12 protein-coding genes are annotated in these 15,859 nt (G+C 44.0%); 10 read left to right on the top strand and 2 right to left on the bottom strand.

The features are described from left to right. Positions 1-128 precede the first annotated feature (128 nt). From ACYTPF_RS09340 to ACYTPF_RS09330, 3 genes are all read left to right on the top strand, one after another. Positions 129-875 carry a hypothetical protein gene (locus ACYTPF_RS09340; RefSeq protein WP_461852015.1) on the top strand — a complete coding sequence of 249 codons (747 nt, stop codon included), beginning with the start codon at positions 129-131 and terminating at the stop codon, positions 873-875. A 514-nt stretch (positions 876-1,389) separates the two neighbouring features. Next, the gene (locus ACYTPF_RS09335) at positions 1,390-1,620 is read left to right on the top strand and encodes a ribbon-helix-helix domain-containing protein (protein WP_118493727.1); all 231 of its coding nucleotides are present in this window, start codon (positions 1,390-1,392) and stop codon (positions 1,618-1,620) included. Continuing rightward, positions 1,621-1,908, top strand: a complete 288-nt coding sequence (locus ACYTPF_RS09330) for a type II toxin-antitoxin system RelE/ParE family toxin (protein WP_461852014.1) — start codon at positions 1,621-1,623, stop codon at positions 1,906-1,908. A 219-nt stretch (positions 1,909-2,127) separates the two neighbouring features. Here ACYTPF_RS09330 and ACYTPF_RS09325 read toward each other — a convergent pair whose 3' ends face one another. Continuing rightward, a complete protein-coding gene (locus ACYTPF_RS09325) occupies positions 2,128-3,036 on the bottom strand; it encodes an alpha/beta hydrolase (protein ID WP_461852013.1) in 909 nt (302 codons plus the stop codon). Positions 3,037-3,117: 81 nt separating this feature from the next. After that, complete coding sequence (locus tag ACYTPF_RS09320) at positions 3,118-3,807, bottom strand: Crp/Fnr family transcriptional regulator (RefSeq protein ID WP_461852012.1); 690 nt, start codon at positions 3,805-3,807, stop codon at positions 3,118-3,120. A gap of 189 nt (positions 3,808-3,996) precedes the next feature. Between ACYTPF_RS09320 and ACYTPF_RS09315 the strand changes: the two genes are divergently transcribed. From ACYTPF_RS09315 to folC, 7 genes are all read left to right on the top strand, one after another. Then, positions 3,997-4,752, top strand: a complete 756-nt coding sequence (locus ACYTPF_RS09315; RefSeq protein WP_461852011.1) for a class II aldolase/adducin family protein — start codon at positions 3,997-3,999, stop codon at positions 4,750-4,752. Positions 4,753-4,992: 240 nt separating this feature from the next. Continuing rightward, on the top strand, positions 4,993-6,201 hold the full coding sequence (locus ACYTPF_RS09310) for a 4-phosphoerythronate dehydrogenase (protein ID WP_461852010.1): 1,209 nt from the start codon (positions 4,993-4,995) through the stop codon (positions 6,199-6,201). Between the two features lie 29 nt (positions 6,202-6,230). Beyond that, complete coding sequence (locus ACYTPF_RS09305; RefSeq protein ID WP_179983824.1) at positions 6,231-7,247, top strand: aspartate-semialdehyde dehydrogenase; 1,017 nt, start codon at positions 6,231-6,233, stop codon at positions 7,245-7,247. A 544-nt stretch (positions 7,248-7,791) separates the two neighbouring features. Continuing rightward, positions 7,792-12,360 (top strand): FimV/HubP family polar landmark protein, encoded by a 4,569-nt coding sequence (locus tag ACYTPF_RS09300; RefSeq protein ID WP_461852009.1) that lies wholly within the window; start codon positions 7,792-7,794, stop codon positions 12,358-12,360. A gap of 203 nt (positions 12,361-12,563) precedes the next feature. After that, positions 12,564-13,355, top strand: a complete 792-nt coding sequence (gene truA / locus ACYTPF_RS09295) for a tRNA pseudouridine(38-40) synthase TruA (RefSeq protein WP_179983822.1) — start codon at positions 12,564-12,566, stop codon at positions 13,353-13,355. Positions 13,356-13,664: 309 nt separating this feature from the next. Next, complete coding sequence (gene accD, locus ACYTPF_RS09290; protein WP_461852008.1) at positions 13,665-14,510, top strand: acetyl-CoA carboxylase, carboxyltransferase subunit beta; 846 nt, start codon at positions 13,665-13,667, stop codon at positions 14,508-14,510. After that, positions 14,510-15,841 carry a bifunctional tetrahydrofolate synthase/dihydrofolate synthase gene (folC, locus tag ACYTPF_RS09285; protein ID WP_461852007.1) on the top strand — a complete coding sequence of 444 codons (1,332 nt, stop codon included), beginning with the start codon at positions 14,510-14,512 and terminating at the stop codon, positions 15,839-15,841. Before accD ends, folC begins: the two co-directional genes overlap by 1 nt. Positions 15,842-15,859: the final 18 nt, after the last annotated feature.

The raw sequence follows: 15,859 nt of genomic DNA, 5'->3' as shown, positions 1-15,859 counted from the left end.
AATACCAACACAAACATTTGTTGAATGAATCAGGTCACCAAAAAGACAGTTGTAACAGAGAGTAGAATATAGTATTTGTTCACTTTGTAATCAGTTGAAGCTGTACAATTTCATCAAGGATGCTGAGTATGATATTTAATAAGAAATCGATTTTCGTGGTGGTTTGGGTACTTTTTTCCTTACATGCATTGGCTAATAACTCCAGCATTAAACGCTCGGAAAGTGTTGGGGTCGTAAGCGGAATACTAGCTAGTAAAACGAGCATTGCTGAAATACCTTTAATGTACAATAGCAGTCGTGAAAATATGGCGCGGGCTTATGGCTTAAAGGCGCAGTACCCTTTAGAGCTTTTTTTAGGGAATAGCAGCTATCGCTCGTGCAGAATGTATTATAAAGACGAGAGTTACACCGCTGAAGAATATATTACTTTTGTTAATAAGTACGCGGGTGCCAGTATTGAACTCAGTGGTGTTCAGCGACATTACGGTGCTGGTGGTCTGCAATGCACTTTTACCGGGTTTAAAGTACTGGCAAGCGCTGAAGACGTTGCCAAAAAGAAAGCAGAACAAAAAAAAGCGCAGCAAGACAAAGTCGTTGTGGCAGGCGATCATGTCATTGGAGATATGCGTGTATCGATGCTCAGATTAATGCCGGAATTTGCTCTCTTCAGGTTACTGGATGAAGACGGCAAGCCAGTTAAGGATCCGAAGCATGAATGCGGAAACAGAATATATATAGACCCAGTAATAGAAAGAGGTGTAATTTATGCGTTTCGCGCTGAGCTTAACAAATATGCTAACAGAGCAATACTGAAAAACGTAAAAATGATGAATGGTAAGTGTATAGCAGAGAAGGTTGTGCCGCTTTCACTGTGACGGCAAAAAGTTGGGAGGTTCTATTTTCCTCGCTTTTGCGCGTGAGGCAATTATGTATATATCGTACGAATAGTGCTTTGAAAACCGTTTGTTGGTTAATACGAAAATCAAAGTACTTCGCCATTGTACCGAATAAAGCGACGGAAAAAATAAGAGCCGCATTTTTTAATGCTCATTGACTAAAATTTCGCTCGGTAGGAAGTCTGCTCATTGTTTGTGCCAGTCAATTCTTCCTGTAGGGCAGAAAAGTACGTGAAGCGGTCCTAGGGGGAGTGAATTTCTCCACCTTTAAGGCTAGTAGACTCACAGTAAAATCGTCTGCATTCATCTTTGGTAAGGACATTCATAGCTTTTCGTTTGCCAGAAAAGACTATTCTTCGGCTGCGTACATTTACCAGCCACTCAAGTTGCCTGTGATAATTTCGGCTTTTATTGTCTCTCAGTTACCAAATGCTGACATTTAACTAAGTCTGGTGTAATATTGCACCAGATGATGTCTATTGGAGTAAATGTCATGCCTCGTCAAAGTATTACTCTGACCGAAAAAAATGATGCGTGGCTCAAGAGTCATGTTGAAGATACGCGAGAATATGCAAACAAAAGTGAACTCGTGAATGATTTGATTCGCCGGGCCAGACGCGCTGAGGAAATCAATCAAAAGCTCGTCAGCGCAGAGAGAAGCGGATTCATTGAACAATCGCCTGAAGATATGCTGAAAGAATTCAAGGCTGAGTTAAAAAGATAAATGGAAAGCTACAAGCTATCGCTGAATGCAAAAAAGGATCTAAGGCGTATTTATACATATGGATTTGTAGAATTTGGCGAACTCCAAGCAGATAAGTATTTCGAAGGTTTTTTTCAGACATTTGAAAAAATTGCGAGTAATCCATCGGCATACCAATCAGTTGACCATATTCGACAGGGGTATAGACGCTGCGCTTACGGCTCAGACAGTATTTACTATCGATACAATGGTGTTGAAGTTGAGATAATGGCAATTCTGGGTGGGCAAGACGTCGTTGACTGGCTCTAAATCAAGCCAACAAAAAAACTCGGTGTCCGCTCCTTGTTTTAAGCAGACCTTAAGGACGGAAACGAAGTTGCACTGTTCAACACAGTACGTCACGTACAAATCCATATCCGTCTAAGTAAAACCGTAAGCTCACCCTAATATTAGTAAAGGGCTACTGTGTTATTACTAAGTTTTCGGAAAATAACTACTAAGCATTCCACGGCGGAATCCTAGTATTACTTAAAGCTTTTCAGCTAACTTTTGGATTGCTTCAATAACAATTTCTGGCTGCCTTTTGTGAATAGAATGCTGTCGTTCCCCTGAAAAAACAATTGTGCTATCGGTAGAGCGAGCGGCGATGTCTTCCTGCAAAGTCGCCCATACCAAATCTCTAGTTTTGGTATTATCGATTTCAGAAGATGCTTTATTGCGTGCAACCACCACCAAAGGCAAATTGCCAAAGTTAGGCGTTAATTCATTTAATTCACTAAGGCTTCTTGGAAAGTATTCGGCTTCATCTAAGCTGGTATATTGATGTTTGGTTGTACTTTTTTTGGCTTTTTCTTCTGGATTAGTGTTGGAAAGATACAATCTGGGAATACCGACAGGGGCTGCCCACATTCCAAATTTAAATAGATATTTTTGAAGAGAATTCGTTTGAGGCATCTCATCTATCTGATCTTCATGGGCAGAGTCTACCAACACCAAAGCGGCTATATATTCGGGATAGGTGAGAGCATAGCGTTGCATGTTTACCCCGCCAAATGAATGGCCTACAAGGATTATTGGTGCAGTAATGTCTTTCTTTTCTAGAACCAAATGAAGTTCAGAGACAATAGTTTTACTGGTTCTCTCGTGCGGGCTTTTTTCACTCCATCCAAGGCCAGCTCTATCATAGGTAATGACCCGAGAAAACTGTGAGACTTCCTCTGCTACTTTATTCCAGACTGACGAGTCATCACCCATACCAGCATCAAAAATAACGGTAACTTTTCCTGTTCCAGAATCCTCGACATAAAGACTGTAGCCACCGACGTCTATCATTTCTCCATGCTTGTTAAAGGAGGTGGAATCGACATAGCTTGAATATGACTGATAAACAAAACCAACCATGAAAAGCAAAACTATGCTGGCAGATAAAATTTTCAATGCGAACTTTCCTTTTCTTTGCGTTTCTGCGCTTTTAATAATATTCCACAAACTCTTGAGCAATTCAGCTAATTATTTCGGTCAAATAAACTGGTAACGACTAAACAAGGTATTTGGCTCGGGAATAGTAATTTTCCCATAATGCCGTTTCAGTAAACCTTCACTTTCAAGCTCACCTAAAAGCTGATTAACCGTTTGCCTACTGCTATTTATCATTTGCGCCAAAGACTCCTGCGAGAGGGTGAGTGTAATCGCGTTGTTTTTAGGTAAATGCTGGCCATAGCTAGTGGTAAGCATTAATAGCCGTTTCACCAGCTGATGTTTGAGGCTAAGCCCTGCGCTTGAGTCAATAAATTGAAATGCACTGCGCACTCGCGTGCATAAAAGCCGAGTAAAATGCGGATACAATTCTGGGTACTGCTCAAGTAATGCCTTAAACGCGTTTTTTTGAATAATAGCAACGGTGGAGTTCGTTTCACAGAAGTTGTCGTGGGTACGAGGGAGGTCGTCGAACATTGATATTTCACCAAACCAGGTGCCGGGCCCCAGCAACGCAAATAGCATTTCGCGACCGTCTACACCCACGGTCACAACTCTTAAGCGGCCTTCGCACACACCATAGAAACCTACACCGTCTTCACCTTTGGCATGCAATTGCTGTCCTGCTTTTAAATGCTTAAGGCGCATCTTTTCGAACATAGCCTCCTGTAAATAAGAAGGGATCGCGCTAAACCACGTAGAGCCAGCCAGAACAGGTTTAAATTTTTCCATTTAACAAATTACTTACAATGTCGTATATCCGACAGTGTATAGCAATTACTGCGCGTAATGTAGGCGGTAAGAGAAAGTAAATGGAAGTTTCATTGAAGCGCTTAAGGTGAGGAGCCTTCATAAAGGGGCTGACAAGCCTAAAACGACAAATCTCAATGGAATCGTTTTAAATATAAAAAGAGTAAAGCTATGACAGATTCAGTAAAGTCGAAGGTAAGCAGTGAAGAATGGCAAACCCGTGTTGACCTTGCCGCGTGTTACCGTGCGGTTGCTATGTATGGTTGGGATGACCTTATTTTTACTCACATTTCCGCTCGTGTACCAGGGCCTGACCATCATTTTTTAATTAACCCTTACGGTTTAATGTTTGATGAGGTTACTGCATCAAGTTTGGTAAAAGTTGATTTGCACGGTAACAAAGTAATGGAAAGCGAGTACGATATTAACCCTGCAGGTTTTACTATTCACAGCGCAGTTCATGAAGCACGTGACGATGCCAAATGCGTTTTGCATTTGCACACAGCAGAAGGCGTGGCGGTTTCCATTTTAGAGGACGGTCTACAGCCTTACTCGCAGCAGTCCCTTTTTCCACTGGCGTCCCTTTCTTATCATGCCTATGAAGGGGTGGCGTTGAACCCAGAAGAAAAAGCTCGGCTGGTTCGCGACCTTGGCGATACTCAATTTATGATTTTGCGCAATCACGGGCTTTTAACCTGTGCTGATAATATTCCAGATGCCTTTTTGTTTATGTTTATTATGCAGCGCGCCTGTGAAATTCAGCTAAAAGCCCAGGCTACAGGTAAGCCGTTGATTCCTATTCACTCGGCAATTCTAGAGGGTATTCGCGCTCAAGCCGAGCAAGTTACCAGGCAAGCGGGTGGGTCACTGGCATGGCCAGGTATTAAACGTCGCGTTGAGCGTCGCTTCCCTGGATACGATAAGTAATGGTTTGAAGTTAAACGTTATCTAACAGAAAGCTCTACAATGGTGAGGTAGGCAAAAAAGAACTAGCCTAATAGCTCTTATCATAAAAGCTATCGTTTTAAACAGATTGTTTGTATTTCGGCCTTATCTTAAATATTGCAGCCAACCCTGTATTAAATGACGTAAATTAAAGCCAATTAAAAGCAAGTAAATTAAGGGCGCTAGGTTACTAAAAGCCTAACTTAAGGTACACTTAGCGCCATGAAAATACTTCTTGAAGATACCATTCCTTTTGGCACAGATTACCTTAACAGCGTAGGTCAAGTTGAAACCTATGCTTGGCAGTCTCTTGTGCCAGAAATGTTGTGCGATGTTGATATTCTTGCGCTGCGTTCTACCACCAAGGTTACCCCTGAACTGTTAACGAACGCTAACAAGCTTAAGTTTGTTACCACAGCAACGGCAGGAACCAATCATCTAGATAAAATACATCTAGACAAGGTCGGTATTGCCCATAGCAGCGCAGCAGGGTGTAATGCCGTTGCAGTTGCTGAGTACGTATTAAGTGTTTTATTACATGCACAAAAAGCCCAAAAGCTCGACTTGTACAATGCGACAGTAGGTATAGTAGGGGCCGGTAACGTGGGAAGCGCGCTATCACGTATTTTAACGGCAATTGATGTTAAACACTGCTTGTACGACCCTCCGCTACAACAAGCGTTAGCAAGTACTGGTAAAACACAGCACAACGGTCAGTCGTTTGTAGATTTAGCACAAATTGCAACGTGCGACGTTGTCTCGCTTCATGTGCCTTTCATTAAAGGCGGCGACTATCCCACGTATCAGATGATCGACCAGACTTTTCTTGAAGCATTAACACCTGACCAGCTGCTTATCAATGCATGTCGGGGTGAGGTTATAGATGAAGAAGCGCTACTTAACCTGCTTCAACAAGTACAGGCGCCAACGGTGGTGCTCGATGTATTTGATAATGAGCCCGCAATAAACACAGCGCTATTTGACCATGTTTGGTTCGGTACGCCACATATTGCGGGTCACTCTGTTGAAGGCAAAGTGCGCGGTACACAAATGATTTACGAGCAAATATGTGAAGTAGTGGGTACAGCACCAGATAAAGAGCTCAGCGACTTTCTAGATAAGACCAGCCCAATAAACGGTGATTTAGCATCGCCAGAAGCATCTCGCTTATCGGTTGAAGATCTTACAGCAGTATTTCACAAGGTGTACGATGTCGCTATTGATGACGAAATAACGAGAAACGCTTTTTCAACAACATCAAAAAATAACGAAAAGACGAAATCTGATGTAGCGAATACGTTTTCTGCACTGCGCAAGCAATACAGAGTACGTCGCGAGTGCAGCGCCTATGCGTTACAATTGCCAAAGAACACCAGCAAACAAATTCAAAACACTTTCACCAAACTAGGCTTTTCCGTTAGTCTGGTTTAGATATTTTTTTATTAGGAGCATAAAGCATTATGTCGCAAGCGTTTGACGTAGCGGTACTTGGTGCCACTGGTTTAGTGGGCCAAACCATGATTGAACTATTAGAAGAGCGAGACTTTCCGGTAAACCGTTTGTATCCGCTTGCCAGTAAACGTTCAGCTGGTAGTACTGTATCGTTTAAAGGCGAAGACATTGAAGTATTAGATGCTGACGACTTCGATTGGTCATTAGTACAATTAGGTTTTTTCTCAGCCGGTGGAAGTATCTCAGCAAAATTTGCGCCGCTAGCCGCAGAAGAAGGCTGTATTGTAATCGACAATACTTCAGAGTTTCGTTACGAGCCTGATATCCCTCTTGTAGTGCCAGAAGTTAACGCGCATGCACTGGCAGAGTTTCGCAATAGAAACATAATTGCGAACCCAAACTGCTCAACTATTCAAATGTTAGTAGCACTTCAACCAATACAAGAAGCTGTTGGTATTGACCGTATTAACGTGTGTACCTACCAGTCAGTGTCTGGTGCAGGTAAAGAAGCCATGGAAGAGCTGGCTAAACAAACTGCGGGTTTGCTAAATGCTCGTGAAGTGAAGTCAGAGTCATTTAGTCGACAAATTGCCTTTAACGTTATCCCTCAAATCGATGTTTTCCAAGATAACGACTACACCAAAGAAGAAATGAAAATGCTGTGGGAAACCCAAAAAATCATGGGTGACCAAAGTATTTTGGTAAACGCTACTGCGGTACGTGTGCCTGTATTTTACGGTCATGCGGAAGCAATTCACTTAGAAACACGTTCTCCGATAGATGCACAGCATGTTAAAGAGCTTCTAGCCGATGCACCAGGTGTTACCGTGTACGATGGAAATGAGCAGTTCCCAACTCAGGTTAGTAGTGCTAGCGGTAACGACATTGTGCACGTGGGCAGAATTAGAAACGACATTACACACCCTTGTGGCTTAAATTTATGGGTAGTTTCTGACAATATCCGTAAAGGCGCAGCAACAAACAGCATTCAAATTGCTGAAACGCTAATTCGCGATTACCTGTAAACGGTTCAACAGAGGTTCTGCTTCTGATTAATCGGATATGCACAGGAAAAGGTAAACCTTTTTCTGTGCTTGCCGATACGCAAACTAAGCAGGGTGTTTGGTGCGATGTAAAAAATGCGTCTGTTGCACTGTAAAAGAGATAACGTGTGTAGCGAAATTGGCGTTCTTGACGCAATGGGAAGATAAATCTAAGGGCATTAAACAAGCAGCATTTAGCAAAACTTTAAACATTAGATTAGACCAATACTACTGTCTAACTAGATCACCCTGAATAACTGGTTTATAGTTTGTAGGGTTAGGAACAGAACAACGTTAAAAACAATAGTCAGTCAGACACTTAGGCGAAGAGTAAGAACTCTAAAAAGCGCAAACAAATCTTACTGCCAGGGTCATATTAGACTGAAAAACGCTAGCTTGACGATTAATGGTTTCAAGGTGGCTTAAGAATAAAAATAAAAGCCAATAAATTTTTCTGTAGTGATTGGCTAAAAAATCCGCCCATACGACCGGGTGGTAAAGACGCTTGAGGGCATATAGGACTGCTATGAAATTGCATTTGACGGGCTTACTTTTACTCACATTATGTTTGTCTGGCCCTATAATCACTGTTGATGCACAAGAACGCGCTACCTTCTTAAAAGGTCCTAAAGACGCAACTGATCAATATTCGGGTCTAGAGTACGGACCTATAGACGCTAACGATACCCTGTGGCGTATCGCCGAGCGCTATCGCCAAAACAATAACCTGAGTGTTTATCAGGTTATGACTGCTATCTATGAACTCAACCCCAACGCATTTGAAAATGGCAACTTAAACTTGTTAGTAGATGGCGCGATTTTGAAGCTGCCGTCTGAGCGTTATATTGCCAGAATCGACAAACAAAAAGCCCAAATGCGAGCTGAGCAAGACGATAGGGCATTCGCTGAAACGCTTAACAAGCCTGGTAGCAGCGTAAGGAATGTTAAACCAGCATCCCCATTAGTTAACCAACAAGACCTCTCTCAAACACAAACTGACATTGAGCAAAAGATCACCCGCTTAGATCAAGAACAAACCCGTCAGTTTGACGAACTGCGTATGCAATTTGCCGCCTCACTAGAAAATGTTGAAGCGATTCTTAACGAAAACAGACGCTTGTACGAGCGTGTTGAGGCCGTAAACGGTGAGCTAGAAACCTTGCGTAGCCAAGTTGAAGGTGACGTTAAGAGTCAGCTTGATATGCAAGTGGCGCTGCAGCAAGAACTGCTCGATATGATTAAAGCCGAGCAAGCGCAGCGAGAAGCAGAAAAACAGTCTTCGTTTTTAAGCGCACTTACCAGCCCGCTAAGCTTAATCATCGGTTCTGCAATTCTGTCACTGTTGTTGGTAGGTGGACTCATAATGTGGCTGCTGAAACGCAACAGCAAGCCGGAAGAGGCGCCTGCACCTAGCCCTACTATTACCGCTGATAACGATGAAGTACCGGTTCCAGATGCTGACATTGATGATCTTTCAAGCGCATTAGCCCCTGACTTTGATGATAAAGCGGAGTTGTCAGATGATGATTTGTTCAATGATGACGACCTGCTTGATGACGTTCTGACTTCAGATTTAGAAGAAAGTCTCGATGACGAGCTAGAAACCTTTGCTGACCTCGAAGATGATATGTTAGTGCCAGACGATGGTGGAGACGATCTGTTCGAGGCTGGTGATGATGAGCTTGACCAGAGCGAGTTAGACAGCTTATTTGATGATGATGACCTGTCAGACAAAGTGTTAAATGACAAAGACGCAGATGACCTAGAAGGCTTTGACCTTTCAGGTGATGACGATATCTTTGATGAAGATGCGGCAGATGATAGCGAGCCTGAGGCCGCGGCTACTGAAGAAGCTGTATCAGTAGATGACGACGATTTTGATATTGATGATTTGCTTGATGATGTACAAAGTCAAGGCACCGAAGAACCTGAAAGTAATGAACTCAATGAGTCAGGTGATATAGACCCTGATGATATCCTTGCTGAGGTTAACGGAACTTCCGACTCTGAAAACGTCGACGAAGACGATATAGACGCCTTGCTTGCAAGTTCTGTTGATTCGGTATCAGAGGCTGGAGAGGAAGAAAGTCATTCATCTTTACCAAATGTAGAAGATGAAGACGATAAGCCAGAGATAAGCATTGATGATTTGCTTGAAGAGCATGGCGTTGACGCAGGCCTTACCGATGAGTTAGACAGTAACGATGACCTTATCAATGAGGACATGCTGAGTAAGCTCGACGATGAGATAAATCAGCAAAACAACGAAATAGATAAGATCACCGACGATTTGCTTAACGAAATAGAGCAAATTGAAATGATGGGTGGTTTAGGCGAAGAAGATGACGAAGACGATATTGAAGATGAAATAACTACATCGGCACCGTCACCTCAGTCTATCCAGAGTCTTGATGCTATCACTGATGATTTAGATGAAATAGTTACCGACGAAATAGAAACGGATGCTGATTTCAGTGACCCTCTATCCGACGACCTTATCGCTGAACTTCAGGCAGAAGATGAACTAGCGGAAGAGCCTTCAGCGGATCAAATACCTGAAGATGAAAACATTTCAAGTGAGTCACCTTCTCAAGTAGAAGATGAAGGGGATTTTGAGGACCCGTTTACTGACGAGTTACTCGCGGAGCTGGAAGGTGAGCCAGAAGTTAGCCCAGACGCTCACGATGAAGATACCGACTTAACTCTTTCTGACGGCGAAGAAAACGAAGATGACTTTAGCGACCCTCTAACTGATGAGCTTCTCGCCGAACTAGAAGCTGAGGAATCTAACACCAGCGAAGACGTAGATCAGCTAACAGACGAACTGCTTTCTGAACTTGAATCTGAAATAGAGTCTGAAAATGACACAGATGCAGAATTTAATGCTGAAGACGAAACCGTTACACAACCTGAAGAAACAGAACCAGCGCTAGAAGCAGAGCTTGAGTTTCAGCCTGAGCCTGAAGCAGAACTAGACTTCGATACTGAATCAGAAGAAGGCGAGTTAGCATCTGAAGACAAGGTTGAGGTGGACGCAGACGCTGATACCGATCTTGAAGATAATGTAGAGCCAGAGCCAGAGCCAGAGCCAGAGCAAGAAGGCACACAAGAGCAGGGCGCTGAAGTTGAGCCCGAACAAAAAGCCGGTATAGAGCCAGAAGTAGCACCTGAACTGGAGGCAGAGCTAGAGTCTCAGCCAGAACCTGAAGCAGAACTAGACTTCGATACTGAATCAGAAGAAGGCGAATTAGCACCCGAAGAGAAGGTTGAGGCGGAAGCTGACGCTGATACTGAGCTTGAAGATAATGCAGCGCCAGAGCCAGAACAAGAATTAGAAGGTCAACCAGAGCAGGGCGCCGAAATAGAGGCCGAACAATACGCCGATACAGAGTCAGAACTAGAGCCTGAATTGGAAGCGGAGCTAGAGTCCCAGCCTGAGCCTGAAGCAGAGCTAGAGTCTCAGTCAGAACCTGAAGCAGAACTAGACTTCGATACTGAATCAGAAGAAGCCGAGTTAACACCTGAAGACAAGGTTGAGGTAGACGCAGACGCTGATACCGAGCTTGAAGATAATGCAGAGCCAGAGCCAGAGCCAGAGCCAGAGCCAGAACAAGAACAAGAATTAGAAGGTCAACCAGAGCAGGGCGTTGAAATAGAGCCCGAACAAGACGCCAATACAGAATCAGAACTAGAGCCTGAATTGGAAGCGGAGCTAGAGTCTCAGCCTGAGCCTGAAGCAGAGTTGGAATTCGAGGAAGAAGTAGAAGCTGAGATAGATCCGGAATCTGAACTAGAAAGTGCCAATGAAAGCGCCGAAGGCAATACGGAAAGTGATGCAGACGATCCGTTAGATGAGGCCATCGAAGCGTTTGAAAAGCAAATGATGGACGACATTCCTTCTTTCGGTGAGATAGAGCCTTCAGCAGTCGAAAAGCCATCAGCTGAACAAGAGCCTTCATCGGATGATTTTGGCCAAGATGAATCTGAGTCACCGGCAGAAGAAGACAGTGATGATTACGACGACAGTCTGTTAGATGAAGCATTTGATGAAATAGACAGCTTTGAACTTGAGCAAGAGGTCGACGGCGTTGATGAAAGTGATCAGCAACTCGAAGACTCTGGTAGTGCTGAAAACATGGACTCAGTCCAAGAGCCAGATTCAAGCGAGGATGACTCAGAAGAGAGTAAAGAAAAAGAATTCAACGAACTTGATGACGTGCCTGGTCTTGACGATTGGTTGTCAGGCTCTGACGAAGACGATGCTGTTGACGACAACGAGATACTCGATGACTTAGACAGTGCTGAGTTTGATGAACTTCTTCAAAGCCTTGAGTCAGATGATGCCGTAGATACAAGCGACATCGAAAGTGAAGATACACAAGAGTCAGTTACCGAAAATGATGAAGATACGCTCGAACTTGAACAGGAAGCTGACGATGATGCCACGTTTGAGTTGGAAGAGGATGTCGCTGACAACCTTGAAGCAACTGAAGACGACGATACCTTCGAGTTAGATGATGGCGATGACAAAGAATCAGCGCAGGATGATAACGAAGAACAAACTTTCGCCCTTGAAGACGATGACTCTGAACTAGCGTTAGACGACCTCGACATTCCAGATGATGTGGACTTAGATATCGCCACGCCTATGGAAATTGAAGAGGACCAGCAGGGTGCGGAACAAGCTGAGCCTGAAAAGGAACAAGAGGAAGAGCTGAAGCTTGATAATCCTGATTTAGATTTAGCTGCTTTACTAAGTGATGTCGACGCGGAAAGTGAGCCTCAAACGCCATCCGAAGATTTTCTTGATGTAGAAGCATTGATGGACGATGGCGACGACTCTGACGAACTTGACCCAGATAGCCAAGCGCTAGATCTCGATGTGAGTTTATCTGATTTTACTGGCGTTTCTGACGAAGACACAGTAATTGACATAGATAAAGACGCAGGGCAAAACGCCAATTTAGATTTGGCTCGTGCATACATTGAAATGGAAGATGCAGATGCTGCGAAGGAGTTGCTTGAAGAAGTAATGAAAGATGGCAGCGAAGAGCAGAAACAGGAAGCGGCTTCAATTCTACAAAAAATTACTTAATTCACTTGTAGGAGTAGGCGTAAACCTGCATTGATTGTCGTATTAAGCGGCCTGTATATTGATAAGATATACAGGCCGCTTTTGATTTCATTAACTTGCATTTATTTGCCACGCAGTAGCTGGGCTTTGATTATAAGCAGCATTGCATGTTGTAAGCGAGATGACTACACTTAGCGCCTTTTAAGAAACGGGGTAAAACTGATATGGGGCGAATTGCCTTAGGTATTGAATACGACGGTGCTGCAGTTTACGGTTGGCAACGCCAGCGCGAAGTACCGAGTGTTCAAGAGCATCTTGAAAAGGCACTATCGACAGTAGCCAACCAACCTATTGAAGTGCAATGCGCTGGACGCACTGATGCTGGTGTGCACGCGACTGGGCAAGTGGTTCACTTCAGTTGTGATGCTCCACGGTCAGAGCGCGCATGGACGCTTGGGGTTAACGCTAACCTTCCAAACTCTGTTGCTGTTACTTGGGCGAAAAACGTAAGCGATGATTTTCATGCTCGTTTTTCTGCTACCCATCGCCGCTATCGCTATGTTATCCATAATGCAAAAATGCGCCCAGCAATTTTGAACTCGGGCGTTACCCACATTCACCGTGAATTAGACGAGAGAAAAATGCATCTTGCTGCCCAAGCGCTATTGGGTGAACAAGACTTTACGTCGTTCCGTGCGGCGTTGTGCCAAAGTAAAACCCCGTTTCGCAATGTGACCGATGTAAGTGTGTATCGCCAAGGTCGCTATGTGATTATTGATATTCGTGCCAATGCGTTCTTGCATCACATGGTTCGCAATATCACAGGCGCGCTAGTTGAAATTGGGGCAGGTGAGCAAGACGTTAATTGGATTGCTCACTTATTAAGCCTAAAAGATAGAAGCAAATCAGCAGCCACGGCAAAGCCAAATGGTTTGTATCTGGTAGATGTAACTTACCCTGAAGAGCATAACTTGCCTAAACCGCCGTTAGGCCCGCTTTTTCTCCCAGAAGTATAAGCCTTTTGCCTCGCGGCCGATGTAACTCACGCCTGAGTTAGCTGCCTTTTCTACGGTAGTTAACTTAGGCAAAATCAAATGCACCACCCCCAAACCACTGCTTGCCAACTTCTAAGACCAGTTTTGTTTTTTCCATTTCGTTGTATTGTGGTCTAATAGCGCGCTATATTAGGTAGCTGTTCTATTGTGTTACGTATTTTTTCTTTGTAATACAGTATGAAACTTAAAAATTTAATGTGTTGTTGACCACAAGTATGAACAAACATTAATCGTCATGGTCGGCAAACAAAAACAAAGGATTCAATTTCCATGAGCTGGATTCAAAAAATTCTTCCTCGCACGCAAACTTCAACCAAAGGTAATGTGCCAGAAGGTATATGGACAAAGTGTGGTTCATGCCAAGCAGTGCTGTATAAGAGCGAACTGGAAAAACTTCAGGAAGTTTGCCCTAAATGCGACCACCACATGCGCATTACTGCACGCCGTCGCATCGATGCGTTTTTAGACGATGGCGATCGCGTTGAGTTAGGTGCAGAGCACGAGCCGCAAGACGTACTTAAGTTTAAAGATTCTAAACGCTACAAAGATCGTATTGTTGCAGCGCAAAAGTCGACTAACGAAAAAGATGCCCTAGTAGTAATGCAGGGCAAGTTAAAAGGTATGCCGATAGTGGTTGCGTGTTTTGAATTTGCGTTTATGGGCGGTTCAATGGCCTCAGTAGTAGGTGCACGTTTCGTTGCCGCTGTTAATGCATGTTTAGAAAATGATATGCCGCTAATCTGCTTCAGTGCAAGTGGTGGTGCGCGTATGCAAGAAGCGCTTATGTCACTAATGCAAATGGCTAAAACATCGGCGGCGCTTGCTAAGATGAGCAAAAAAGGTTTGCCTTATATTAGTGTGCTTACCGACCCAACAATGGGTGGTGTATCTGCAAGCTTGGCAATGCTTGGTGACGTAAACGTAGCAGAGCCAAAGGCGCTTATTGGCTTCGCGGGCCCTCGCGTAATCGAGCAAACAGTAAGAGAAAAGCTGCCGGAAGGTTTCCAGCGCAGTGAATTCCTTGTTGAGAAAGGTGCAATTGATATGATCATTGACCGCAGAGATATGCGTGATAGATTACACAGCCTGTTGGTTAAGTTGCATTACAAGAATTAGTGAATAACGAAAACAATTTAAAACCTGGCTCAGTGCCAAATAAAGAAGGCGCCTCTGCGCCTTCAGCTTCGCAAAAAAGCCTGAGTCAGTGGTTATCCTACCTAGAATCTATTCATCCTAGCGCCATCGATATGGGGCTAGACAGAGTTAAAGAAGTGGCTAACGCCATGGCATTATCGCTCAGTCAGTCGTTGGTTATTACCGTCGCAGGAACAAATGGGAAAGGCACAACTTGCCGCTTGCTTGAACAAGCCATGTTATCGCAAGGCAAAAGTGTTGCGGTATACAGCTCACCTCATCTAACCGATTACCGTGAACGGGTGCGTTATAATGGCGAATTACCGCCTGCCAGTGAATTTGTCGATGCTTTTGAGTTTGTAGAAAGTGCGCGAAAGAGCAATGCTGGCGAACCCATCACCTTAACTTATTTTGAATTTGGTACGCTCGCTGCAATGAAAATGATGCAGTCATGGGCAGTCGATGTAGTTATTCTTGAAGTTGGTTTAGGTGGACGCTTGGATGCTACGAACATTATAGACCCTAATCTTGCCGTTATTACGACTATTGACCTTGATCATCAGGATTGGCTTGGCAATACAAGGGAAAAAATTGCTCGTGAGAAAGCCGGTATTATGCGTAAAAATGGTAGTGTAGTAGTGGGTGAACTGTTTCCGCCATCTTCTCTTTACGATGTGGCTAATGAGTTACAGGCAAACGTACGCTGGGCCACGCAAGACTTCGTCACAGTAGTGGCAAGTGACTACAGCGAGTGGAGCTGGAAAGGAAAGAGTAACAGCTACGCGTCGCTACCTTATCCCAAAATCCCTCTACAAAATGCAAGCACAGCATTAGCAGCACTTGAGCTTTTAGACTTACTGCCCGAAGAAAGCGTGGTTAGGGACATTATCGAAAATACCACTATGCCGGGTCGCCAACAAACAATTAGTGAATCGCCTCTTGTTGTCGTAGATGTCGCCCATAATCCACAAGCTACCACGGCCATGCAAGAGTGGCTAAATCGTTACGACGTTAGCCAGATGCGCGTTGTTGTGGGTATGCTCAAAGATAAGTCAATTGCTGAAACCTTGGCGCCTCTTTCAGGGCTTAACGCAAAGTGGTACTTAGCTTCAACAAGTGGGCCGCGAGGTTGCAGTGCAGAAGTACTTGAAAATGCACTTGTTAATGCCGGCACAACCATAGAGAATATAGATACGTTTCAAGACGTGACTTCAGCATATCAACGTGCGCTTGCAGATTATCAAACTGGTGAACTTATTCTCGTTTTTGGTTCTTTTGTTACCGTTGCAGACGTACTTGCTGAGCAAAACTAACACGCGCATTGTAAGTAA

The organism is Alteromonas sp. HB246098 (assembly GCF_054890645.1).
The sequence above is the reverse complement of the archived record's forward strand: the minus strand, read 5'-3'. Positions and strand labels throughout refer to the sequence as shown.

Bases quoted from the DNA above. Each gene is read 5' to 3' on its own strand.
- ACYTPF_RS09340 (WP_461852015.1), top strand. From the start codon at position 129: ATGATATTTAATAAGAAATCGATTTTCGTGGTGGTTTGGGTACTTTTT.
- ACYTPF_RS09335 (WP_118493727.1), top strand. From the start codon at position 1,390: ATGCCTCGTCAAAGTATTACTCTGACCGAAAAAAATGATGCGTGGCTC.
- ACYTPF_RS09330 (WP_461852014.1), top strand. From the start codon at position 1,621: ATGGAAAGCTACAAGCTATCGCTGAATGCAAAAAAGGATCTAAGGCGT.
- ACYTPF_RS09320 (WP_461852012.1), bottom strand. From the start codon at position 3,807: ATGGAAAAATTTAAACCTGTTCTGGCTGGCTCTACGTGGTTTAGCGCG.
- ACYTPF_RS09315 (WP_461852011.1), top strand. From the start codon at position 3,997: ATGACAGATTCAGTAAAGTCGAAGGTAAGCAGTGAAGAATGGCAAACC.
- ACYTPF_RS09310 (WP_461852010.1), top strand. From the start codon at position 4,993: ATGAAAATACTTCTTGAAGATACCATTCCTTTTGGCACAGATTACCTT.
- ACYTPF_RS09305 (WP_179983824.1), top strand. From the start codon at position 6,231: ATGTCGCAAGCGTTTGACGTAGCGGTACTTGGTGCCACTGGTTTAGTG.
- ACYTPF_RS09300 (WP_461852009.1), top strand. From the start codon at position 7,792: ATGAAATTGCATTTGACGGGCTTACTTTTACTCACATTATGTTTGTCT.
- truA (WP_179983822.1), top strand. From the start codon at position 12,564: ATGGGGCGAATTGCCTTAGGTATTGAATACGACGGTGCTGCAGTTTAC.
- accD (WP_461852008.1), top strand. From the start codon at position 13,665: ATGAGCTGGATTCAAAAAATTCTTCCTCGCACGCAAACTTCAACCAAA.